The sequence below is a fragment of the Citrobacter sp. Cu096 genome (genome assembly GCF_030332285.1).
GTDB lineage: Bacteria > Pseudomonadota > Gammaproteobacteria > Enterobacterales > Enterobacteriaceae > Citrobacter > Citrobacter meridianamericanus.
The window spans coordinates 312,856-336,447 of sequence record NZ_JAOWID010000018.1 but is presented as its reverse complement, the minus strand read 5'-3'; the positions used below and the strand labels follow the sequence as shown (position 1 = coordinate 336,447).

22 protein-coding genes and 1 other annotated feature are annotated in these 23,592 nt (G+C 52.8%); of the genes, 6 read left to right on the top strand and 16 right to left on the bottom strand.

The window, feature by feature from the left end; translation table 11 throughout:
* Nucleotides 1–8: 8 nt before the first annotated feature.
* Both mog and tal read right to left on the bottom strand, forming a co-directional pair.
* The gene (gene mog, locus OGX99_RS03060; RefSeq protein WP_151216688.1) at nucleotides 9–596 is read right to left on the bottom strand and encodes a molybdopterin adenylyltransferase; all 588 of its coding nucleotides are present in this window, start codon (nucleotides 594–596) and stop codon (nucleotides 9–11) included.
* Nucleotides 597–706: 110 nt separating this feature from the next.
* Nucleotides 707–1,660, bottom strand: a complete 954-nt coding sequence (gene tal / locus OGX99_RS03055; protein WP_151216687.1) for a transaldolase — start codon at nucleotides 1,658–1,660, stop codon at nucleotides 707–709.
* Nucleotides 1,661–1,934: 274 nt separating this feature from the next.
* On the opposite strand from tal, the gene OGX99_RS03050 reads away from it, so the two are divergent.
* Both OGX99_RS03050 and yaaA read left to right on the top strand, forming a co-directional pair.
* Complete coding sequence (locus OGX99_RS03050) at nucleotides 1,935–3,365, top strand: alanine/glycine:cation symporter family protein (protein ID WP_286542644.1); 1,431 nt, start codon at nucleotides 1,935–1,937, stop codon at nucleotides 3,363–3,365.
* Between the two features lie 77 nt (nucleotides 3,366–3,442).
* On the top strand, nucleotides 3,443–4,216 hold the full coding sequence (gene yaaA / locus OGX99_RS03045; protein WP_286542641.1) for a peroxide stress protein YaaA: 774 nt from the start codon (nucleotides 3,443–3,445) through the stop codon (nucleotides 4,214–4,216).
* Nucleotides 4,217–4,259: 43 nt separating this feature from the next.
* On the opposite strand, the gene thrC is transcribed toward yaaA, so the two are convergent.
* The 6 genes from thrC to yjjY all read right to left on the bottom strand — a co-directional run bounded on the left by thrC (nucleotide 4,260) and on the right by yjjY (nucleotide 10,525).
* The gene (thrC, locus tag OGX99_RS03040) at nucleotides 4,260–5,546 is read right to left on the bottom strand and encodes a threonine synthase (RefSeq protein WP_187259124.1); all 1,287 of its coding nucleotides are present in this window, start codon (nucleotides 5,544–5,546) and stop codon (nucleotides 4,260–4,262) included.
* A 3-nt stretch (nucleotides 5,547–5,549) separates the two neighbouring features.
* On the bottom strand, nucleotides 5,550–6,479 hold the full coding sequence (thrB, locus tag OGX99_RS03035) for a homoserine kinase (protein WP_286542639.1): 930 nt from the start codon (nucleotides 6,477–6,479) through the stop codon (nucleotides 5,550–5,552).
* 1 nt (nucleotide 6,480) lies between these two features.
* Nucleotides 6,481–8,943, bottom strand: a complete 2,463-nt coding sequence (gene thrA / locus OGX99_RS03030) for a bifunctional aspartate kinase/homoserine dehydrogenase I (RefSeq protein ID WP_187253701.1) — start codon at nucleotides 8,941–8,943, stop codon at nucleotides 6,481–6,483.
* 23 nt (nucleotides 8,944–8,966) lie between these two features.
* Nucleotides 8,967–9,093 (bottom strand) — a sequence feature (Thr leader region).
* Nucleotides 9,023–9,088 carry a thr operon leader peptide gene (gene thrL / locus OGX99_RS03025; RefSeq protein ID WP_032337689.1) on the bottom strand — a complete coding sequence of 22 codons (66 nt, stop codon included), beginning with the start codon at nucleotides 9,086–9,088 and terminating at the stop codon, nucleotides 9,023–9,025. (Overlaps the previous feature by 66 nt.)
* A gap of 206 nt (nucleotides 9,094–9,299) precedes the next feature.
* Nucleotides 9,300–9,986 carry a tRNA/rRNA methyltransferase gene (locus OGX99_RS03020; protein ID WP_151224530.1) on the bottom strand — a complete coding sequence of 229 codons (687 nt, stop codon included), beginning with the start codon at nucleotides 9,984–9,986 and terminating at the stop codon, nucleotides 9,300–9,302.
* Nucleotides 9,987–10,384: 398 nt separating this feature from the next.
* Nucleotides 10,385–10,525 carry a YjjY family protein gene (yjjY, locus tag OGX99_RS03015; RefSeq protein ID WP_042998021.1) on the bottom strand — a complete coding sequence of 47 codons (141 nt, stop codon included), beginning with the start codon at nucleotides 10,523–10,525 and terminating at the stop codon, nucleotides 10,385–10,387.
* A gap of 95 nt (nucleotides 10,526–10,620) precedes the next feature.
* Here yjjY and arcA point away from each other — a divergent pair, with 95 nt between their 5' ends.
* Nucleotides 10,621–11,337, top strand: coding sequence for a two-component system response regulator ArcA (gene arcA / locus OGX99_RS03010; RefSeq protein WP_001194359.1), 717 nt, complete (start codon nucleotides 10,621–10,623; stop codon nucleotides 11,335–11,337).
* A 67-nt stretch (nucleotides 11,338–11,404) separates the two neighbouring features.
* Here arcA and creD read toward each other — a convergent pair whose 3' ends face one another.
* Genes creD through creA form a run of 4 tightly spaced genes read right to left on the bottom strand, consistent with a single transcriptional unit; the run spans nucleotide 11,405 to nucleotide 15,426 of the window.
* Complete coding sequence (gene creD / locus OGX99_RS03005) at nucleotides 11,405–12,769, bottom strand: cell envelope integrity protein CreD (protein ID WP_286542635.1); 1,365 nt, start codon at nucleotides 12,767–12,769, stop codon at nucleotides 11,405–11,407.
* Nucleotides 12,770–12,826: 57 nt separating this feature from the next.
* Complete coding sequence (creC, locus tag OGX99_RS03000; protein WP_286542633.1) at nucleotides 12,827–14,251, bottom strand: two-component system sensor histidine kinase CreC; 1,425 nt, start codon at nucleotides 14,249–14,251, stop codon at nucleotides 12,827–12,829.
* On the bottom strand, nucleotides 14,251–14,940 hold the full coding sequence (gene creB / locus OGX99_RS02995; RefSeq protein WP_151216681.1) for a two-component system response regulator CreB: 690 nt from the start codon (nucleotides 14,938–14,940) through the stop codon (nucleotides 14,251–14,253). The genes creC and creB overlap by 1 nt, the downstream gene beginning before the upstream one ends.
* A 12-nt stretch (nucleotides 14,941–14,952) precedes the next feature.
* On the bottom strand, nucleotides 14,953–15,426 hold the full coding sequence (gene creA, locus OGX99_RS02990; RefSeq protein WP_151216680.1) for a protein CreA: 474 nt from the start codon (nucleotides 15,424–15,426) through the stop codon (nucleotides 14,953–14,955).
* Between the two features lie 211 nt (nucleotides 15,427–15,637).
* Between creA and robA the strand changes: the two genes are divergently transcribed.
* Nucleotides 15,638–16,507, top strand: coding sequence for an MDR efflux pump AcrAB transcriptional activator RobA (gene robA / locus OGX99_RS02985; protein WP_151216679.1), 870 nt, complete (start codon nucleotides 15,638–15,640; stop codon nucleotides 16,505–16,507).
* Here robA and gpmB read toward each other — a convergent pair.
* A complete protein-coding gene (gene gpmB, locus OGX99_RS02980) occupies nucleotides 16,504–17,151 on the bottom strand; it encodes a 2,3-diphosphoglycerate-dependent phosphoglycerate mutase GpmB (RefSeq protein ID WP_151216678.1) in 648 nt (215 codons plus the stop codon). The two genes, robA and gpmB, sit on opposite strands and share 4 nt — an antisense overlap.
* A 174-nt stretch (nucleotides 17,152–17,325) precedes the next feature.
* Here gpmB and yjjX point away from each other — a divergent pair, with 174 nt between their 5' ends.
* On the top strand, nucleotides 17,326–17,841 hold the full coding sequence (gene yjjX, locus OGX99_RS02975) for an inosine/xanthosine triphosphatase (RefSeq protein WP_038637026.1): 516 nt from the start codon (nucleotides 17,326–17,328) through the stop codon (nucleotides 17,839–17,841).
* Nucleotides 17,842–17,896: 55 nt separating this feature from the next.
* Here yjjX and trpR read toward each other — a convergent pair whose 3' ends face one another.
* Together trpR and sltY are read right to left on the bottom strand one after the other, a co-directional pair.
* The gene (gene trpR / locus OGX99_RS02970; protein ID WP_005123945.1) at nucleotides 17,897–18,223 is read right to left on the bottom strand and encodes a trp operon repressor; all 327 of its coding nucleotides are present in this window, start codon (nucleotides 18,221–18,223) and stop codon (nucleotides 17,897–17,899) included.
* A gap of 89 nt (nucleotides 18,224–18,312) precedes the next feature.
* Nucleotides 18,313–20,250: a murein transglycosylase gene (sltY, locus tag OGX99_RS02965; protein WP_286542631.1), complete on the bottom strand. Its 1,938-nt coding sequence runs from the start codon at nucleotides 20,248–20,250 to the stop codon at nucleotides 18,313–18,315.
* Between the two features lie 331 nt (nucleotides 20,251–20,581).
* Between sltY and ettA the strand changes: the two genes are divergently transcribed.
* Nucleotides 20,582–22,249, top strand: coding sequence for an energy-dependent translational throttle protein EttA (ettA, locus tag OGX99_RS02960; protein ID WP_003019019.1), 1,668 nt, complete (start codon nucleotides 20,582–20,584; stop codon nucleotides 22,247–22,249).
* Nucleotides 22,250–22,348: 99 nt separating this feature from the next.
* On the opposite strand, the gene nadR is transcribed toward ettA, so the two are convergent.
* Complete coding sequence (gene nadR, locus OGX99_RS02955) at nucleotides 22,349–23,578, bottom strand: multifunctional transcriptional regulator/nicotinamide-nucleotide adenylyltransferase/ribosylnicotinamide kinase NadR (protein ID WP_126319332.1); 1,230 nt, start codon at nucleotides 23,576–23,578, stop codon at nucleotides 22,349–22,351.
* Nucleotides 23,579–23,592 lie beyond the last annotated feature (14 nt).

Genomic DNA, 23,592 nt, shown 5'->3' with positions numbered 1-23,592 from the left:
GGCTACTTTTAGGCGTTTGTATCGCGTATTGCACTTTTTGGACGAAAAGATGCTACAACAGCCGGTGCGGTTTCGACATACGGTCCATCTAATAGCTGTATACAATACGGTACACTAGCAAAAATGCCGGGCACGACAACCTTACCGTCAGCCTCTTTCACGCCTTCCAGCGTTTCTTTGATCGATTTCGGCTGTCCAGGCAGATTCAGGATCAGCGCCTGTTTACGAATTACGCCGACCTGACGGGAGAGGATCGCCGTTGGCACAAAGTGCAGACTTATCTGGCGCATCTGTTCGCCAAAGCCTGGCATCTGACGGTCAGCGACGGCAAGCGTAGCATCAGGCGTCACGTCGCGACGTGCCGGACCCGTCCCGCCAGTTGTCAGCACCAGATGGCAGCTCATTTCATCAACCAGCTCGCATAAGGTCTGTTCGATGATCGCCTGTTCATCCGGGATCAACCGCGTTTGCAGTTCAAAGGGGGTGGTAAGGGCAGACGCCAGCCACTCTTCCAGGGCCGGGATACCTTTATCCTGGTAAACACCGCTGGAAGCACGGTCAGAAATGGACACCAGGCCAATGCGTAAAGTATTCATGATTATTCCGTTTAAACAGTCTCGTTAAACAGAATGATACACTGCGAAAGGAAGGACAGACAGGTTTCAGAAGAGGTAGCGTGACCCATATCCGGGCCACGCTTAAATGATTACAGCAGATCGCCAATCATTTTTTCCAGTTTACCCTGGTCTACAGCAAACTTACGGATACCGTCCGCCAGTTTGTCTACAGCCATCGGATCCTGGTTGTGCTGCCACAGGAACTCAGCTTCGGTGATGCGTGCAGGACGCGCTTTCACTTCGCCGGAGAAAGACAGTTTACGTTCGATAGCGCCTTCGCTTTCCGCCAGCTCTTTCAGCAGTGCCGGAGCAATCGTCAGACGATCGCAGCCTGCCAGCTCAATGATTTCGCCGATGTTACGGAAGCTCGCGCCCATTACCACGGTTTCGTAACCGTGCTGTTTGTAGTACTCGTAGATTTCCGTTACGGAAACCACACCCGGATCTTCCGCCGGTGCATACTCTTTCTTGTCGGTGTTGGCTTTGTACCAGTCAAGAATACGACCAACGAACGGAGAAATCAGGTATACGCCAGCTTCTGCACATGCACGTGCCTGCGCGAAGGAGAACAGCAGAGTCAGGTTACAGTTGATGCCTTCTTTTTCCAGCTGCTCAGCGGCACGGATGCCCTGCCAGGTTGAAGCCAGTTTAATCAGAATGCGATCGTTGCTGATGCCAGCGTCGTTGTACATTTTGATCAGACGTTTTGCTTTCGCGATGGATGCTTCGGTGTCGTAGGACAGACGAGCATCGACTTCAGTGGAGATACGACCCGGGACCAGTTTCAGGATCTCCAGACCGATATTGACTGCCAGTTTGTCGGTCGCGTCGACGACCTGTTGTGCGCGGTCGTTACTCTGCTGCTTAGCCCAGGCTACAGCGTCATCAATCAGCTTGCGGTATTCCGGGATCTGCGCTGCGTTAAGAATGAGAGAAGGGTTGGTTGTGGCATCCTGAGGCTGATACAGCTTCATTGCCGCGATGTCTCCGGTGTCGGCCACTACTGTGGTGAACTGACGAAGGGAGGTCAATTTGTCCGTCATGATAGCGATTCTCTTTAAACAGCTTGTTAGGGGGATGTAACCGATCTTCCCTGATGATAGCACGACGCACTCTCAGCGCAACCGCCTGGATTGTCCGACCAGCCGCTCAGTCCTGATTACGCATCTCAAAGCCTGTGATGCGCAATTGCGGGATATAACGATTGTTATGATAAACTCCCGCAATCACTCTCATGACAAGGTATATACTGGTCGATTATTGGTAGCGCTTACACGGAAATCTTCGCGCTTACCGGCATCAACAAGAGGGATGTTAATGCCTGATTTTTTCTCATTTATTAATGAAATACTCTGGGGATCGGTGATGATCTACCTCCTGCTTGGCGCAGGATGTTGGTTCACCTGGCGTACAGGGTTCGTGCAGTTCCGCTACCTTCGCCAATTTGGCACAAGTCTTAAAAACAGCATTAGCCCGCAGTCGGGCGGTTTAACTTCCTTCCAGGCTCTGTGCACCAGTCTTGCCGCGCGTATCGGTAGCGGGAACCTGGCCGGCGTAGCGTTGGCGATCGCCGCTGGCGGCCCTGGAGCCGTTTTCTGGATGTGGGTTTCAGCGGTCATTGGTATGGCAACGTCATTCGCCGAGTGCTCACTTGCCCAACTGTATAAAGAACGCGATAGCAATGGACAGTTTCGCGGTGGCCCTGCATGGTATATGGCACGTGGGCTGGGCATGCGCTGGATGGGCGTCCTTTTTGCTATTTTTTTACTTATTGCCTATGGATTGATTTTTAACAGCGTTCAGGCAAATTCCGTTTCGCGTGCGCTGACTTTTGCTTTTGATATTCCTCCCCTCGTCTCCGGTTTCGCACTGGCAATCACGTCATTAATTGTCATCGTCGGTGGCATCAAAGGCGTAGCTCGCCTGATGCAATGGTTCGTTCCGATGATGGCACTGCTGTGGGTCGGAGGTAGCATCATCATCTGTCTGTGGCATATCGAGCAGCTTCCCGACATTATCATCACCATTATAAAAAGCGCCTTTGGCTGGCAGGAAGCCGCAGCGGGTGCGGCCGGATATACGCTAAGCCAGGCTATTGCCAACGGTTTTCAGCGCGGCATGTTTTCTAACGAAGCCGGAATGGGATCTACGCCGAATGCAGCCGCATCGGCCGCATCCTGGCCACCGCATCCTGCGGCACAAGGCATTGTGCAAATGATTGGGGTATTAGGCGACACTCTCGTTGTCTGTACGGCCAGCGCGATGATTATTCTGTTGGCAGGCAATAGCACCAGCTATGTCCCTATGGAAGGCATCCAGTTACTCCAGAAAGCAATGGTAACGCTCGCGGGGGAGTGGGGAGCAGGATATGTGGCTTTTATTGTGATTCTGTTTGCCTTTAGCTCGATCGTCGCCAACTACATTTATGCGGAAAACAATCTCGTCTTCCTGAAACTGGACAATATCCGCGTCATCTGGCTATTGCGCATCGCCACCGTTTGCACCGTTATCGGCGGAACGTTTGTCAGCTTTCCGCTGGTCTGGCAGTTGGCCGATATTATTATGGCTTGTATGGCCATCACAAACCTGACGGCGATTCTGCTGCTTTCTCCGGTTGTGCATACCATCGCCAGCGACTATCTGCGCCAGCGTAAACTTGGCGTACGACCGGAATTTGATCCGCACCGTTATCCTGATATCAGACAACAACTTGCCCCCGAAAGCTGGGATGAAACGCCGCGCGGATAGCGCGGCAATCACAACCATCGATCAATTCTGTCGTTTTTTTTGCTAAAGTCGCAATAAATCTCCTGCAAGGACTGGATATGCTGATTCTGATTTCACCTGCAAAAACGCTCGACTACCAAAGTCCGCTGGCAACGACACGCCATACGCTACCCGAACTGCTGGATCACTCCCAGCAACTTATCCACGTGGCGCGCCAGCTTTCTGCGCCGCAGATTGGCAAGCTGATGGGGATTAGCGACAAACTGGCGGATTTGAATGCCACGCGTTTCCATGACTGGCAGCCTGACTTCACCCTGGAAAATGCGCGCCAGGCCATTCTGGCGTTTAAGGGCGACGTGTATACCGGACTGCAGGCTGAAACCTTCAGCGAGGCGGATTTCGACTTCGCTCAGCAGCATTTACGGATGTTGTCCGGACTTTACGGTGTGCTACGTCCGCTGGATTTGATGCAACCTTACCGTCTGGAGATGGGCATTCGTCTGGCCAATGCGAAAGGTAAAGATCTCTACCAGTTCTGGGGAGATACCATCACCGATAAACTTAACGAAGCACTTGAAGCGCAAGGCGACAGCGTGGTGATTAACCTCGCTTCGGATGAGTATTTTAAATCGGTGAAGCCGAAAAAGCTTAATGCAGAACTGATCAAACCGGTCTTCCTTGACGAGAAGAACGGCAAGTTCAAAGTCATCAGCTTCTATGCCAAAAAAGCGCGCGGCCTGATGAGCCGCTACATCATTGAAAACCGCTTAACGCAGCCAGAACAGTTGACCGCTTTTAACAGCGAAGGCTATTTCTTTGATGAAGAATCGTCAGGGAAAGGTGAACTGGTGTTCAAGCGTCACGAGCAGTAGTGTACATGCCGGATGACGGCTAACGCCTCATCCGGCACAAGAATTACCCGCGGGTCATCATCAGCTTACGCAGTTGCGCAAAATCAGCTGGCAGATGATGCGAAAGCAGCGGCAAGTCTGCGCGTTCCGCCAGCTCTTTTGGCAGAGCCAGCTTCAGATCAAGAATCTCCTCAACGCTTTCTTTAAACTTCGCCGGATGCGCAGTACCGAGGAACAGGCCATACTCGCCAGGGTTTAGCTGATCACGCAGCGCACGGTAAGCCACCGCCGCATGCGGTTCAGAGGTGTAGCCTAACTCATGCAGCTCGCGCATCGTTTCCTGTGTCGTGACATCGTCAACGGCGGCGTAACCCAGCTCATTCAGACGCCAGATTTTACGGCGGAACAGTTCTTCCACGCGCGGCCAGTTGTTCGGCTGACTGACATCCATCGCATTCGACAACGTCGCCTGGGTTGCTTTCGGTGCCCACTCGCCTTGTGCAAGGAAGCGTGGAACCGTATCGTTGACGTTGGTCGCGGCGATAAAACGCTTCACCGGCAGGCCCAGTGATTTCGCCAGCAGCCCGGCGGTCAAATCGCCAAAGTTACCGCTGGGAACAGAAATAACCAGCTGATTTCGCGCCTCTTGCGGCAGTTGCGCCACGGCCTCAAAGTAGTAACAAATTTGCGCCAGCAGACGGCTGATGTTGATTGAGTTAGCCGAATTCAGCCCCAAAGCCACCTTCAGCTCTTCATCATCAAACGCCTGTTTAACCAGCGCCTGACAGGCATCAAAATCACCGTCGATGGCGACAGTTTCAATATTGCCGCCCAGCGTACAGAACAATTTTTCCTGTAATGGGCTGATCTTGCCATTCGGATAAAGGATCACCACTCGCACGTTTTTCAGGCCATAAAAGGCATGTGCAACCGCCGCACCGGTATCCCCAGAGGTGGCAGTCAGAATCGTGACCGGTTTATCGCCGCTAATATGCGTCAGCATCTGCGCCATAAAGCGTCCGCCAAAATCTTTAAATGCCAGCGTAGGACCATGGAATAGTTCAAGACAGCCGACATCCGCGGCAACCTGAGCCACCGGCGCAGGGAAGGCAAACGCCGCACGTACGCGATCTGCAAGGACTTCCTGTGGGATCTCATCACCAATAAATGCGGAAAGGATCTTAGCGCTGCGGCTAACGAAATCCTGGTTCAGCATCTCATCGATTTCTGTCAGATTGAATTCCGGCAAATCGTGCGGAAAAAACAATCCCTGATTCTTGCCAAGCCCTTGCGTGACGGCCTGCGCAAAGCTGACCTGCTCGTTGTGATCTTTCAGATTATACAGTTTCATTGATTATCCCAGTACCCGTGCGCCCGCCGTGTCCAGCCGGCAAATATGAACAAAGCCTTCCTGATTTTGCAGGTAATTTTTATCCAGCCAGTCTGCGACACGCTGCGCCGTATCCGGCTTGTCGCATAACGCGAACAGCGTCGGTCCTGACCCGGAGATACCACTGGCCAGCGCGCCGATTTCCGCTACCGCCTGACGTGCCTGGCTAAAGCCTGGCAGCAAACGGGTGCGGTACGGCTCAGCAATGACATCTTTCATCAGCTTCGCGGCAAGCGCTGGCTGACGGGAATAGCAGGCATGGATAAACCCAGCCAAATGCCGCCCGTGGGCAATACAGTCTTGTCGGCGATACTGCGCAGGTAAAATCGCCCGCGCTTCTGCCGTCGATACTTTAATCCCCGGATATGCCAGCACCCATAGCCACTCATCAAAGCCTGGCACCTGCTGGCTGATAATGCCGTTTTCTTCAATCATTAACTGCATGCCGCCCAAAAAGCACGGGGCAACGTTATCGTAATGAATACTGCCGGAGATACGCCCTTCCAGCTCGCCCATTATTGCCAACAGGCGCGTATCGTTGAGCGGCTTACCGCAGTGTTCATTCATCGCGACCAGCGCTGCCACAACGGAACAGGCGCTGGAGCCTAACCCAGAGCCAATCGGCATATTTTTTTCCAGCGTCATCGCCACCGGAACGCTTTTATCCAGTTCCTGGCAGAAACGCTCCCAGCACTGGTAGACGATATTTTCTCGCGGCTCAGACGGCAGCTTATTAGCAAAGCGCCCGAGGTTGTTCAGGCTGAAATGGTCGGCCGCCTCAACGGACACCACATCGCCCAACAACGAGCCATCTATCGGGGTAACCGCCGCCCCGAGCACATCAAACCCGACGCTCATATTGGCACTGGAAGCCGGGGCATAAACTCTCACCATGTCAGACTCCTAACTTCCATGAAAGGGTACGTAGCAGGTCGGCGAATACGCCCGCCGCCGTCACGTCGTTACCCGCACCGTATCCGCGCAGAACTAACGGTAACGGCTGATAATAGTGGCTGTAAAACGCCAACGCGTTTTCACCGTTTTTCACTTTGAACAGCGGATCGTTGCCGTCTACTGCCTCTATTTTCACGCGGCAGACGCCGTCTTCTTCAATATTGCCAACATAGCGCAATACTTTCCCCTCATCACGGGCTTTCGCCACGCGCGCGGCAAAGGCGTCATCCAGCTGCGGTAATTTCGCCATAAATGCGGAAACATCACCGGAATCATCAAACTCTTTTGGCAGGACAGGCTCAATAACAATGTCTGAAAGCTCCAGCTCACGACCGGTTTCACGGGCGAGGATCAGCAGCTTACGCGCCACGTCCGTACCGGAAAGATCGTCACGTGGGTCGGGCTCGGTGTAGCCCAGTTCCCGCGCCAGAGTGGTGGCCCTGGAAAAGCTCATCCCCTCATCCAGCTTGCCGAAAATAAATGACAGCGAGCCGGAAAGAATGCCGGAGAAACGCTGCAATTCATCACCTGCGCTAAGCAGATTTTGCAAGTTTTCAATAACTGGTAAGCCCGCGCCCACGTTGGTGTCGTAAAGGAATTTACGCCGGGACTTCGCCGCAGCAAAACGCAGCTGATGGTAGTAATCCATCGACGAGGTGTTAGCCTTTTTGTTCGGCGTAACCACATGGAAGCCTTCACGCAGAAAATCAGCGTACTGATCCGCCACCGCCTGGCTTGATGTACAGTCGACAATCACCGGATTGAGCAGATGATATTCTTTCACCAGACGAATTAAGCGCCCAAGGTTGAATGGCTCTTTCGCGTTTTCCAGCTCAGCCTGCCAGTTTTCCAGATTCAAACCGTGGACGTTGGTCAGCAGGGCCTTCGAATTTGCCACGCCGCACACGCGCAGATCGATATGCTTCTTTTTAAGCCAGGTTTGCTGGCGTTTAAGCTGCTCCAGCAATGCACCACCCACCCCGCCTACGCCAATCACAAACACTTCAATCACCTGGTCGGTGTTGAACAGCATCTGATGGGTTACGCGCACACCAGTGGTGGCATCGTCGTTATTCACCACCACCGAAATAGAACGCTCAGACGAGCCCTGGGCGATAGCCACGATATTGATGTTAGCGCGAGCCAGCGCGGCAAAGAATTTCGCTGAGATGCCACGCAACGTGCGCATACCATCGCCCACAACTGAGATGATCGCCAGACGCTCAGTCACCGCCAGCGGCTCCAGCAGGCCTTCTTTCAGTTCGAGATAGAATTCATCCTGCATTGCGCGTTGCGCACGCGCGCAGTCGCCCTGCGGGACGCAGAAGCTAATACTGTATTCAGAAGAGGATTGCGTGATCAGCACCACTGAGATGCCCGCACGCGACATCGCGGCAAAAACGCGCGCCGCCATGCCTACCATGCCTTTCATTCCTGGGCCGGAGACGCTAAACATCGCCATGTTATTGAGGTTAGAAATACCTTTGACCGGCAAATCGTCTTCATCACTGCTGGCGCCGATCAGCGTACCCGGCGCTTGCGGATTGCCGGTATTTTTTATCAGACAGGGGATCTGAAACTGGGCAATAGGGGTAATGGTGCGTGGGTGCAGAACTTTGGCGCCGAAGTAAGAAAGCTCCATCGCTTCCTGATAAGACATCGATTTCAGCAATCGGGCGTCGGGAACCTGGCGCGGATCGCAGGTATATACGCCATCAACATCGGTCCAGATTTCACAACAATCAGCACGCAAACAGGCGGCCAGTACGGCGGCAGAGTAGTCGGAGCCATTACGTCCCAGCACCACTAACTCACCTTTCTCATTCCCGGCGGTAAATCCGGCCATCAGAATCATGTGGTCCGCAGGAATACGGCTGGCGGCAATACGACGCGTAGATTCAGCAATATCAACGGTAGATTCAAGGTAATGGCCTACCGCCAGTAATTTCTCGACCGGGTCGATGACCGTCACGTTGTGCCCACGCGCTTCCAACAGGCCTGCCATGATGGCGATCGACATTTTTTCGCCACGGCAGATAATCGCGGCATTGATGCTGTCCGGGCACTGTCCCAACAGGCTGATGCCATGCAGGACGTGCTTAATCTGAGCAAATTCTTGTTCAACAAAGGCTTTAAGCGGAGCCAGCGGGAAGCCCGGTTGTGCTGCGGCCAACCCCACCAACAGCTCAGAGAAAATACGTTCGGCGTCGCTGATATTGGCTAAAGCATCCTGACCACCGATGGTCTTCTCAATCATCGCCACCAGATGGTTGGTAATTTTTGCGGGGGCAGAGAGCACGGTCGCAACCTGCCCCTGTCTGGCATTGCTTTCCAGAATATCGGCAACCCGCAGAAAGCGCTCTGCATTTGCCACTGATGTACCGCCGAACTTCAACACTCGCATGGTTTACCTCATTGCCTTTGGTCGAAAAAAAAGCCCGCACTGTTTAGGTGCGGGCTTTTTCTTGTGTTTCCTGTACGCGTCAGCCCGCACCGTTACCTGTGGTAATGGTGATGGTTGTGGTAATAGTGATGCTGATGCGTTTCATGATGTTGTGTGCTCTGTAATTATTTATTATCTGTCCTGTATTCTTTTAGGGTTAAAGTATCTGCTGACCTAAGTCAATAAATTTTTAAATTGATCACATTCCGAAACTTGTTCACGAGCGACTGCTTGCCCTTTTACTTTCAACCAATACAGAATGTCTCGCCTACTTGAATCCAGAATAAAAAACCAGAAATAAAAATATTTACAGAACTTTATTTTGTAAGATTTTTTTCTATATCATGTAAAAAACGGTGCAACATTGCGGTGTCTCGCTGCTCTAACAGACCCATTCGCTGTTGCAGCCAGTCCGTCAACTTAATGTCGTCAGAAACGTTCAGCGTGGCTAATAAACGCAAAACTCGTTCGCGCAATGCCTGTAGCTGATGCTCATCCGTTACCTCAATGTTTCTGGCCGGTTGTTGTATTAAACCTGCTAATTGATAGCAATACACCATCACCGCCTGCCCCAAATTGAGTGAAGGGTAGTCAGCTACCATAGGTACCCCGGTGAGTACATCCGCCAGAGCCAATTCTTCGTTGGTCAGCCCCGAATCTTCACGGCCAAAAACCAGTGCGGCATGATCCATCCACGTTGATTTTTCCTGCAACAGGGGAACCAGTTCGACCGGTGTGGCGTAATAATGAAACTTCGCCCGGCTACGCGCCGTGGTCGCAACGGTAAAATCAACGTCGTGAAGCGCCTCCGCTAACGTTGGAAAAACATTAATATTATCAATAATATCGCCAGAACCATGCGCAACCCATCGCGTGGCGGGTTCCAGATGGGCCTCACTGTCAACGATCCGCATCTGGGTGAATCCCATGGTCTTCATTGCACGGGCAGCCGCACCAATATTTTCCGCTCTGGCGGGTGCAACCAGAATAATTGTTAAACGCATTTCGATACTCTTTTGGCCTGTGTACAGGTAATAATGTGACGCACATCAACATATTACGCAGCGCGAATTTACATATTTTTAACAGAAGTCACTGAAAAAGCATTTCGCGTTCAGTAAAAAATGCTAAACTATTTCCAGGCTGCACTATTGCCTTATATGTTAACAAAAGTTGCATATCCTTCTGTTTATCCATGATAATTTAATTTAAAATGGTTCGCATTGGTTGGATTCATTACATTTATTAATTAGCGCGTGCAACTAGTTGTAATATTGAAATTTTGTGATGAAAGCAAACATTTGGATACGTTGATTTCATCAAACTGTTAACGTGCTACAATTGAACTTGATATATGTCAACGAAGCGTAGTTTTATTGGGTGTCCGGCATGTCTTAGCCTGTTATGTTGCTGTTAAAATGGTTAGGATGACAGCCGTTTTTGACACTGTCGGGTCCAGAGGGAAACTACCCACGACCAAGCTAATGATGTTGTTGACGTTGATGGAAAGTGCATCAAGAACGCAATTACGTACTTTAGTCATGTTACGCCGATCATGTTAATTTACGGCATGCATCAGGCAGGTCAGGGACTTTTGTACTTCCTGTTTCGATTTAGTTGGCAATTTAGGTAGCAAACATGCAGACCCCGCACATTCTTATCGTTGAAGACGAGTTAGTAACACGCAACACGTTGAAAAGCATTTTCGAAGCAGAAGGCTATGATGTATTCGAAGCGACAGATGGCGCGGAAATGCATCAGATTCTCTCTGAATATGACATCAACCTTGTGATTATGGATATCAATCTGCCTGGGAAAAATGGCCTGCTGTTAGCGCGCGAACTCCGCGAACAAGCTAACGTTGCGCTGATGTTCCTGACGGGCCGTGATAACGAAGTCGATAAAATTCTCGGCCTCGAAATCGGCGCAGACGATTACATCACTAAGCCGTTTAACCCGCGCGAGCTGACTATCCGTGCTCGTAACCTGCTGTCCCGTACCATGAACCTGGGTACTGTCAGCGAAGAACGCCGTAGCGTCGAAAGCTACAAGTTCAATGGCTGGGAGCTGGACATCAACAGCCGCTCTCTGATTGGTCCTGACGGCGAGCAGTATAAACTGCCACGCAGCGAATTCCGTGCCATGCTTCACTTCTGTGAGAATCCGGGCAAGATCCAGTCTCGCGCAGAGCTGCTGAAAAAAATGACCGGTCGCGAACTGAAGCCGCATGACCGTACCGTTGACGTGACTATCCGCCGCATTCGTAAACATTTCGAATCAACGCCGGATACGCCAGAAATCATCGCCACTATTCACGGTGAAGGCTACCGTTTCTGCGGCGACCTGCAGGATTAATTCAATCCTCACAGGTAAAAAAACGGCGCTTTATGCGCCGTTTTTCATTTTTCGTTTCCCCTGCGCCCTATTTCCACAAGCGAAACTCGTCGCTCTTCGCAGGCTGAGGCTCCGGAAGTTCTGTAGACTTTGCCCTAGGTTTTGGCTGCGCCAACGAGTGCCAGTCAAGATGACGCGTCAGAAACATCACTCCGCACAGCGCGAGCAACAACACGCCTGTTCCCAGCAGTAAAGAGCTGTCCTGTGAACGGAGCAGCACCCACATCACACCATCCAGCGCCAGCAACGCCACGGTGAACAACATACTGTTACGCCATCCCAGTATCGCCTGAAGGTACACGCCGTTCATCAACGCCCCCACCAGGCTTGCAGTGATCCACGCGGCGGTAAAACCAATGTGTTCCGACAGCGCCAGCAGCAGCAGATAAAACATCACCAGCGACAGCCCCACCAGCAGATACTGCATAGGGTGCAAACGCAGGCTGGTCATACTTTCAAGCAAGAAGAAAAACATGAAGGTCAGCACAATCAGTAAAATGGCATATTTTGTTGCCCTGTCCGTTAACTGATACTGATCTGCAGGCGTGGCGACGGCGACGCTAAACGCCGGCATGCCCAGCCAGCCAATCTTTTCGTCGTCAAAGCGCTCACCGAGGTTATTCGCGAACCAACTGCTTTGCCACTGGGCCTTGAATCCGGATTCGCTGATTTCACGCTTAGCCGGGAGAAAGTCACCAAGAAAACTGGGATGCGGCCAGTTGCTGGTTAAGGTCATTTCACTATTACGCCCCACCGGAACGACCGAGAAATTTCCTGTTCCGCTCAAATTGAGCGACAGCGTCATGCTCAGATTTTTCTCCGCCCAGCTCACGTCGGGTAACGGAATGTGGATCCCTTGCGCACGTCCATCCAGCCCCGTCCCCGGTTCAACCGCCAGCGGCGTTCCATTGACCTGCGGCGTATTTACCACACCAATCCCGCGCGCGTCACCCACGCTAACCACAATAAACGGTTTGCCGACGCTGACATTGGGATGGTTTAAATCACTCAACCGTTCGGCGTTAAACTCGGCCTTCACCGAGAGGTCATTGTGCCAGACCTGCCCCTCATAAATACCGATTTTACGCGCTGCAACGTTCTGATTCCCCTCAACCACCAACGACTCCGGCAGCCAGAAATGGATATAGCTTCGCTTACGCTGGATCTCTTTGCCATCCTCCAGCGAGGTATAAAGCTCTGTGACCGGAATGGCTATCAACGGGCCGACCATCTTTTGCGGTCCGCTGGTGCTCTGGCGGATTGCATCTTCAACGTCATCACGATAATCGGATCGCTCAACGATTATCTGCCTGACCATCGTGAGTGGAATTAACAGCAGCAATATTGCGCCACCTAAGGTGACAATTTTCCAAAACAGGGGTGATTTAAACATAGCGTTCTCCTTTGCAATTTCAGCAAGGTAGAACAGCTATGTGCGCAGAATTTGAAGTTATGTGAAGTGACGGTGAAGTGTAAACGAGGCCTGTGCGCCACCTTCAGGTCGGTTGCATAATGTCACCGTACCTGCATGCAGTCGCGCAACTTCGCTGACAAACGCCAGTCCCAACCCGCTGCTCTTGTGCCCATTCTCACGGGGCAACGAGTAGAAGCGCTCAAAAATACGCGGTAACGCAAAGTCAGGGATGCCGCTGCCGCTGTCGATGACCCGCAACGTGACCTGATCCTCCTGCTGATGCGCGCTCAGCGTAATTACCCCATCCTGTGGCGTGAAGTCGATAGCGTTGTCGAGCAAATTCCCCAGAGCCTGCTCCAGCAACGCAAGATCGGCAGCGACGCTAAGAGATGAAGGCATAATGGTTAACGTGATGTTTTTTGCCGCCAGCTGCACGCTGCGCGCCTCTTTAAGCTGGGTAAAAAGCGCATCTACTGCCACTGGCGTCAACGTAGTGTCCTGTCGATTCTCCAGTCGCGCCTGCCGTAGCAAGGTTTCAACCAGCGCCTGCATGCGCGCATTTTGCGTCAGAATATTATCAGTAAAGCGCGCAACCACGTTTGGCGGCGGGCCTTCGCGCAAAATCTCAGCCGCACCGCGAATGGCCGCCAGCGGGCTTTTCAGTTCATGCGTCAACGCATACACATATTGCTCAATATAATTCTTGCCCTCCAGCTTCAAACGCATACTTTCCAACGCCTGCGCCAGTTTACGTAGCTCACTACTACCTAAATCTGGCAGCGGGACGGGGCGATTTTCGGTGACAGAGTCGGCATAGCGCGCCAGTCGGGCAATGGAGCGGTTTATCCACCACACCATCCCAAAGCCAATCACTAAGGCAATGCCCAGCAATACGGCGCTGGCCCACAGCATCCGCCGTTCACTGCGTTTAATCACCGGTGCCATTGCCGCATTCGGCTTACCTACGCTCAGCACCCCGATAATACGCCCGCCGTCCACGATCGGTGCGGCAACGTACATCACCGAGCTTTCCGGATCGTCCGGATTTTGCGGCGTGCTACGAGCGCCGTATTGCCCGCGTAGCGTTAACCACACGTCGTTCCAGCGGGAATAGTCCTGACCGACGGCCTGGTTAGCTGAATCAAACACCACCTTGCCCTGCGCGTCCGTCATGTAGACATGGTATTCATTACGTACTTTGTTAATGCCGCTGATATTGGCGCGGAATGGGCGGTTATGCAGCTGTGAAAAGGCCTGCGCCAGCTTGCCGTTGGTAGGTGAGTCAGAGAGTAAGTCATCACGTGCCAGCGCGGCCAGCAGCGTGGCGGTATCAATTAAAGTGCCTTCGGTCGCCCGGCGAACGCCTGGCTTAATTTCCTGTACAAAGATCGACAAAACGAACCAGGCGGCGACGGCGACAATCAGAAAATAGCCGAGCAGCAAACGCATACCAATGCGCATCAGACGCTCCTCAGGCTGTATCCCATACCGCGATGCGTATTGATGGGGGAAAGCTCGGGGTTGATGGCCCGCAGCTTGGCGCGCAGCGTTTTGATGTGGGTATCAACCGTTCTGTCAAAGGTATCCTGCGCATCGGCCCAGACTAAATCCATCAACTGCTGGCGAGAGTAGATGCGACCTGGCGACATCAGCAAGGTTTTTAGCAACAGAAATTCATAGCGCGTCAGGTTTAACGGCATACCGAACCAACTGATCTGCGCGGCCAGCTCATTAAGTTCAAAATCCCCACAGCGCGTCGTCGATGAAGGCACGGAGAATTTTTGCACCCTCCGCAGCAGCGTACGCACACGTGCGCACACTTCGCGCGGCGAAAAAGGCTTGGCAACATAGTCATCCGCACCAATTTCCAGCCCCAGCAGGCGATCAACTTCATCACTGCGCGCAGTCAAAAAGAGAATCGGTAGCGCCGGATGGCGTTCCAACAGGCGTCGGCACAGTTCAAAACCGCTGATATCCGGCAGTCCGACATCCAGAACGATCGCATCAGGGCATCGCTGGCGAGATTTTTCCAGCACGGGTAACCCGCGCTCAAACGCTTCGACGCTAAAGCCTTCCTGTTGCAGCATGTAGATAAGCGTATCGGCGATGCCCTGCTCATCCTCCACCAACCAGATCAACGGCTGTTGCATTTTGCTTCCTTGTTATTGCCGCCACGGCATAATCGGTACCGCGCTGATGGCATTTTTGGGCGATCCATCGACCACTTTATCTGAATAGGCCAGATAGGCCAGCGCATTACGTTTTGCGTCGTAAAAACGCACAACCTGTAAAGATTTAAACACCAGCGATGTCCGTTTTTTAAATACCACTTCGCCCTGCGCTTTGCCGTTCTTGATTCTGTCGCTCAGTTCTACCGGCCCCACCTGCTGACAGGAGATCGCGGCATCAGAGGTATCTTCCGCCAGCCCCAATCCACCTTTGATGCCGCCGGTCTTCGCACGACTCACATAGCAGGTCACATTGGTCACATCCGGATCGTCAAACGCTTCGACCACAATTTTATGATCCGGGCCAAACATTTTGAATACCGTATCAACCGATCCAATCTGCTCCGCATGGGCGGCCTGCGTCAACATCAGCAGAATTGAGGAAATGATTAAGCTCTTATATTTCATATTGTTACCATTCTTAAATGTTGCACTGTGTAATAATTCGACATTCTAAGATAAAACGTATACAGATCACAGGATTACAATAATTACGTTTTCGTATGTCCGAAAAAAGCATTTATGAGCAAAAAAAACACTGAATGCTAAAACAACAAAAAATGCTATTATCCACATACCTGACGTCAGGTACTCGTTGTTGAAAGGATGAGGATATTATATGGATCAGGCTGGCATTATTCGCGACCTGTTAATCTGGCTGGAAGGTCATCTGGATCAGCCTTTGTCGCTTGACAATGTGGCGGCAAAAGCAGGCTATTCCAAGTGGCACCTGCAGAGAATGTTTAAGGACGTGACGGGCCATGCTATTGGCGCCTATATCCGCGCCCGTCGTTTATCGAAATCCGCAGTGGCGCTACGCCTGACTGCGCGTCCGATTCTGGATATTGCCCTGCAATATCGCTTCGACTCTCAACAAACCTTTACCCGCGCGTTCAAGAAACAGTTTTCCCAGACGCCTGCGCTGTATCGTCGCTCGCCGGACTGGAGCGCGTTCGGTATTCGCCCGCCAATGCGACTGGGTGAATTTGCTATGCCGGCGCATGAGTTTGTCACGCTGGAAGATACGCAACTGCTTGGCACCACACAAAGCTATTCCTGCTCGCTGGAACAGATTTCGGATTTCCGTCATGAAATGCGTATTCAGTTCTGGCGCGATTTCCTCAGTCAGGCTCCTGCGATCCCTCCGGTGCTGTACGGGCTAAACGAAACGCGTCCGAGCATTGAAAAAGATGACGAGCAGGAAGTGTTTTACACCACTGCGCTAACGCCGGAACAGGCCAATGGCTATGTGCCATCGGCGCAGCCTATTCTGTTACAGGGCGGCGAGTATGTGATGTTCACCTATGAAGGGCTGGGGACCGGCGTGCAGGAGTTTATCCTGACGGTGTATGGCACATGCATGCCGATGCTGAACCTGACGCGCCGTAAAGGGCAGGATATCGAGCGATACTACCCGGCAGAAGATGCCAAAGCGGGAGATCGCCCGATCAACCTGCGCTGCGAATTCCTGATTCCAATTCGCCGCTAACGCTGCAGTTCATCCAAAGCAGGGGCGTCAAGATGAGAGATGTCCCCTGCCGTTTCAACTACCCATCCCGGCGCCAGCCACAAACTTTCCTGGTAATCGACACGAGAAATAGAACAGTTGCGCAGACGCAGGCGACGTTCAGCCCATGCCGGTAATCCCAGAATCGTACTCACCAGGCAACCCAGCGCGATACCGTGACTGACCAGCAACGGACGACTCCCCGGCGGCAGTTCCAGACAGGATGCCAGCGCCGCGTTAACGCGATCGCTCAGTTCCTGCATCGATTCCCCCTCCGGAATACGACCATCAACAGTACCGTTCACCAACTGGCGACGCCAACCCTCTTCCTCCGGCGTCAGCGTATCGATATGACGTTGCTCCAGCACGCCCATATTCAGTTCGCGCAGGCGGGAGTCATAGGCGATATCACAGCCGCAGGCCTGGGCGATGATTTCTGCGGTGCGTCGTGTACGACCTAAATCGCTACTGATGACATGCGTAATACCAAACGAGCGGGCGCGTTCACCCACCTGCATGGCTTGCTGCTCACCTTTAGCGGTCAGTGGGCTGTCTGACTGGCCTTGAATACGTCGCTCGGCGTTCCACTGCGTTTCGCCATGGCGAACAAGGTATACCTGTAACATGCTTTTTTTCCGTTATATACTCGTCATACTTTGAGTAACAGATGCGTTGGTTGCGCTCACTCACCCCAGTCACATAGTTATCTATGTTCCTGAGGATTCCTTTGCTTACCGCCTTTCTGTTACTCAAATTATTTAGAGTAGACTCTGCGATGAATTTTCAAACTGAGCTTAATTATGCACAAGGTTATCTCTGCGACCACCAATCCTGCCAAAATTCAGGCAATTCTGCGGGCATTTGAAGAGATTTTCGGGGAAGGATCCTGCCATATTGAACCCGTCGCCGTCGAGAGTGGCGTACCGGAACAGCCTTTCGGAAGCCAGGAAACGCGCACTGGCGCACGAAATCGCGTTGATAACGCGCGTCGCCTGCACCCGCAGGCTGATTTCTGGGTCGCTATTGAAGCGGGAATCGACGATGACGCCACCTTCAGTTGGGTGGTGATTGATAACGGCGTCCAGCGCGGCGAAGCCCGTTCAGCCACGTTGCCATTGCCTGCTGTCATTCTCGACAGAGTACGCCAGGGTGAAGCGCTCGGCCCGGTAATGTCGCAGTACACGGGCATTGACGAGATTGGCCGTAAAGAGGGTGCAATCGGCGTCTTTACCGCCGGCAAGCTGACGCGCTCAAGCGTCTACCACCAGGCGGTGATTCTGGCGCTCAGTCCGTTTCATAACGCGGTGTATTTATAGCATTGTGCCGGATGTTCAATCGTAGGCCGGGTAAAGCAAAGCTGCATCCGGCGGATCAATTTTTACCGAGCAATACCTGCTCCAGCCAATGACGCAGATCCACCGGTGCGGATTTGAGGCTATTCGAACCCCGCGTAATGGTGGCAATCCCCGCCCCAAGCTCATTTTTCAACTCGCGCTGGCTCATCTCACCGCGCAGCAACTCTTCTATGATCCGCACGCGCGTGCCCAACGCTTCGCGCTCATCCGGCGTTAACATCAAGTTGAGCAGCGGCAGATGTAAGTCTTGTTCATAGGCGTGTTTAAGCAGATCGACAAAACGTAACCACTCCTGGTGACGCTGTTCTGCCATCTCTGCTGAATAGGGTGATTGCTGAGTCATAAGTTATCGCCATCGTTGCGGGGGGAAGCGAGCTTGCCTCCCCCTTTGTACTCTTTAACGAGTACAATAGCATAACACAACCTACGCGATCAGTAACGATGTTGCCATTCTGCGTCGCTCATCAACTCCGGTTTATCGCCGAGGAAATAGCGATAGTACGCATCATAAGCCAGTACGTTCTTCACGTAGCCCCGCGTTTCTGAGAATGGAATGCTCTCGACAAACGCGACCGCATCGATACGGCCCGCGCTATTGCCAAGCCAGGTACGAACGCGCCCCGGACCGGCGTTATAAGCCGCCGACGCAAAAATGCGGTTATTACCGAATTGCTGATACACATACTGTAAATAGCTGGTACCAATGTTGATGTTGGTATCAGGATCCAGTAGCTGGCTCGGGCTGCTGTAACCCGGAATCGAGAACATTTTCACCGTATGCGTCGCCGTGCCCGGCATAATCTGCATCAACCCGCTGGCGCCAACCGGCGATTTCACTTTCGGGTTCCAGGCGCTCTCCTGACGCGCTATCGCCATCGCATAGCTTGGCGTAATATCCTTGCCGCTGGTATAGCGGGTAAACAGATCCTTGTAGGCCAATGGGAAACGCTCTTCCAGATGATCCCACAACTTTCCGGCGATCGTGGCCTGTACGCTTAGATCCCACCAGTGATTGTTGAACGCGTAGCGCGCCAGTTGAGCCTGCTCGGACTTCGTGCGGCTGGTGACCAGATTCGCCCATTCACTGCGTGCAGTATTATCCATGTTCCAGTACATCAGCTCGCGTACGCGCGCCATTTCCGGTCCCTGAGTTAGCGCAGAGTCAACGTTGTCTGGCGCTTTATCCACTTTCAGCGCGTACTCTTCGCCCAGACGCTGTGCCGCAACCATTGGATAGAAACCGCGCTGCTGCATGAGCTGGTGCAGGATCTCTTTGGCTTCCGCTTCACGTCCGCGCTCCAGCAACAGATCCGCCTGCCAGTAGCGCCATTCATCTTTTTCTTTGGCTTCCATTGGCAGGCGCGCCAGCCAGGTATTCAGGCCACGGCGATCGCCGGTTCCCAGCGCCATGCGCACGCGGCGCTCCACAAGCGTCGTGGAATTCGAGCGCATAATGGCATCATCGCGCCATTTTGCCTGCTCGTCGGTAACGTCATTGCCCATCAGCCGCCAGGCAACAATATCGCGCAGCTCCTGGGTTTGCTCGTCATTCAACTGCTGCGCCTGCACCAGCGAGGGGATCATCAGGCGGGCATTTTCCGCATCCTGACGCGCCACGCTTGCAAAGGCAACCGCCGCCATCTGGCGGGTAAAATCAGTGGCTCCAGTGGTGCGAGCAAAAGTCATTACCGAATTCGGATCGTTGGCCAGCGCGATGATCGCTGAAGCGATGGTTTGATATTCTGCGGGCATCTGTCCGGCCAACGCCGTGACCAGTCCGGTATTCCCGGCTTTCATCGCCAGACGAATACGCTCCAGATACGCCAGCGGATCCTGGGTGCCTGAGGCACGCCATACGCCGAATAATTTGTCACAGGCATTCGGCTGACTTTTTCCGCTCAGCCACAGTTCTTTCGCCCCCTGCCAGGCTTCTTCAGTTTGTCCGGTACTCCATTTCGCGAAGTAATAGTTACATTGCGCTTCGGTGGTGCCCGGTTTTTCTGGGCTGAACGCCAGCAACCCACGCCAGTCTTCGCGGCGCGCCAGTTCATTCACGAAACGCGATTGCAGAGTACGCGCGGGCGGCAGTGTCGGGTTGGCGCGCACAAAATTGGTGACGGTAATGGTGGGCTGATTCATCAGATCGTCAGTGATCTGGCGATATTCCAGATACGGATACAGAGGATAGTTCTTCAGGCCAGGCATCATCTGTTCTACGACATCCATCTGTCGGTTATCCCAGGCCTGCTTAATTTGCGCATAGCGATTGCGCTGCTCATCCAGGGAATCCGCTCGCGCTACTTGACTGACCGTCAGCAGACATACGCTGGCAGCCAGCAGGCGCCAGGTAAATTGTTTGGCTTTGTCCACAAGCTCTTCCTCTTCTCATGTTACGTCTGTGCAGCATCATGCCGCTTAATTCATTCATGCTAACCAGACATTGCAGAATGCGCCACGTCACGGACACTTTTTTACTTTTGTTGCGAGTGAGATCTGCTGGCTGGGATTGGACAATGAAAAAGGCTACACTTCGCCTTTGATAACTATTTACCAATAATTAGCCCTAAATAATTCAAGTTGCAGCAAGGCGGCGAGCAAGTGAATCCCCTGAGCGTACAAAAGTACGTGACTGGGGTGAACGACACAGCCAACGTATCTGCGGCTTGAAGTATGACGGGATAAACATAGAGGCGAGTCCAACGTGGCCCAATTCGTTTATACCATGCATCGTGTCGGCAAAGTCGTTCCGCCGAAACGTCATATTCTTAAAAACATCTCACTGAGCTTCTTCCCTGGCGCCAAAATCGGTGTACTCGGTCTGAACGGCGCAGGTAAATCTACTCTGCTGCGCATCATGGCCGGCATTGATACCGATATAGAAGGGGAAGCTCGCCCACAGCCAGGCATTAAAATCGGTTACCTGCCGCAGGAACCGAAACTGAACCCGGAACATACCGTTCGCGAATCCGTTGAAGAAGCGGTTGCTGAAGTGGTTAACGCGCTGAAAGGCCTGGATGAAGTGTACGCGAAGTACGCCGAACCGGACGCTGACTTCGATAAGCTGGCCGCGCAACAGGGCAAGTTTGAAGAGATTATTCAGGCGCACGACGGTCATAACCTGAACGTGCAGCTTGAGCGTGCCGCTGACGCTCTGCGTCTGCCGGACTGGGATGCCAAAATTGAAAATCTTTCCGGTGGTGAACGCCGCCGCGTCGCGCTGTGCCGCCTGCTGCTGGAAAAACCAGACATGCTGCTGCTCGACGAACCGACTAACCACCTGGACGCCGAATCCGTCGCGTGGCTGGAACGCTTCCTGCACGACTTCGAAGGCACCGTGGTGGCCATTACCCACGACCGTTACTTCCTCGACAACGTAGCTGGTTGGATTCTGGAACTTGACCGCGGTGAAGGTATTCCATGGGAAGGCAACTACTCCTCCTGGCTGGAGCAGAAAGATCAGCGTCTGGCCCAGGAAGCCTCTCAGGAAGCGGCTCGCCGTAAATCCATTGAGAAAGAACTGGAGTGGGTTCGTCAGGGCGCGAAAGGCCGTCAGTCTAAGGGCAAAGCCCGTCTGGCACGCTTTGAAGAGCTGAACAACACTGAATACCAGAAACGTAACGAAACCAACGAGCTGTTTATCCCACCTGGAGCACGTCTGGGCGATAAAGTCGTTGAAGTCACCAATCTGCGTAAATCCTACGGCGATCGTGTGTTGATTGACGACCTGAGCTTCTCGGTACCGAAAGGCGCTATCGTCGGCATCATCGGTCCGAACGGCGCAGGTAAATCAACCCTGTTCCGTATGATGTCCGGTCAGGAACAGCCTGACAGCGGCACCATCACGCTGGGTGAAACCGTTAAGCTGGCCTCCGTTGACCAGTTCCGTGACGCCATGGACAACAGTAAAACCGTGTGGGAAGAAGTGTCCGGCGGGCTGGATATCATGAAGATCGGCAACACCGAAATGCCAAGCCGTGCCTATGTGGGCCGCTTCAACTTCAAAGGTGTGGATCAGGGTAAACGCGTCGGCGAATTGTCCGGCGGTGAGCGTGGTCGTCTGCACCTGGCGAAGCTGCTGCAGGTTGGCGGCAACATGCTGCTGCTCGATGAACCAACTAACGACCTGGATATCGAAACCCTGCGCGCGCTGGAAAACGCCCTGCTGGAGTTCCCGGGCTGTGCAATGGTTATCTCGCACGACCGTTGGTTCCTTGACCGTATCGCGACCCATATCCTGGATTATCAGGATGAAGGTAAGGTGGAATTCTTCGAAGGCAACTTTACCGAATACGAAGAGTACAAGAAACGCACGCTGGGCGCGGATGCGCTGGAGCCGAAGCGTATTAAGTACAAACGTATTTCGAAGTAATTACCGTTAAGCGCCGGATGGCGGCGTGATGCCTTATCAGGCCTACGAGGTTAGTGCGACTTGTAGGCTGGATAAGCGCGGCCCCATCCGGCATTTAAACTATCTCTGCTCGCCCATCAACTCTTTCACCAACTCCACGCAGCGCAGGAAGCGACCATCGTAGTCCGGCTCCTGAACGTGCACAAAATTGATATTGTTCTCCTGCAGCATCTCGACCAACAGCGTCTGAAACGCTTTTCTGTCAACCGAGCTGCCAAGGCTGCGCAAACCATCTGCCACCCATGGGGTGTTGTTTTCCAGCAGGATCACCAGGTCAAAGCGATACTCGTCAATCAGCGCCTGCACAAACGGGTGTTCACGCCCTTCGTACTTTTTGCAGAAGGCCTGAGTAGTCACGAAATCGGTGTCGATGAAAGCCACTTTATTGGCATACTTAACAGCAAAATCAATGTATTGCGCTTGTCCCAGAGCGATTTTATCGTAGTCGGAATACTGCAACGCCATCTCATCGCCGCCCAAATGGGAGAAAACGTAATCACGCCCATATTCCCACGCACTGGTGGTGTTAAAAATGTTGGCAAGCTTGTTTACCAGCGTCGATTTTCCGCTCGACTCCCCGCCGAGGATCGCCACGGTGCGCACGAAAAACGGCTTCACTTCGGTGGGAATATACTCCCAGTAGCGAAACGGGTTCTCACGGATTTGCCCGCCGCTGATGCTCATAAACGTCCGCTTGGGATCCACCAGCACGGTTTCGATCCCCAAATGTTCGAGGTACTGCGGAGCATCTGACTCTTCAGAGGTGTAGATCCAGTTTGGCTGGATCCCTTTCTCCTGCATAAACGTTTTTATCCCGTTGCTCCACACATCCCACCCGTGTGGATACGGCTCCATGCCCTCTTCGTTGAAGGCATGAATTCGGATATTTTTCTGATACTTAAAGGTTTGTAGCAGCCAGCGTAGACGATCAGGCACCGTGGGCTGTTGCGACATGGCGCTGTCTTCAAACAAGCTTCTATCGCGCGTGTCGTCATAGCCCATGATGATATGCAGTTCATCAACCTGACTGCAGGCGCGCTGGATAAGATAGATATGGCCGGTATGCAGCGGATAAAACTTTCCGAATACCACACCGATATTTTTCTGCTGGCGTGGAAACTCCAGCCCGAGAAAACGGTGCAACGCCTCCAGCTTTTGCGCGCTGGGGCTTTTAATTTTGGCATTCAACAGTTGGCTTAGATATCCCTTGGTCATGCCACTGGCATCCGCCACCTGTTGCAGGGTACAGCCCTTTTGCTTAATGGCGGTTTTCAGATAATCAAATGACACAAGAGCCTCCTGCT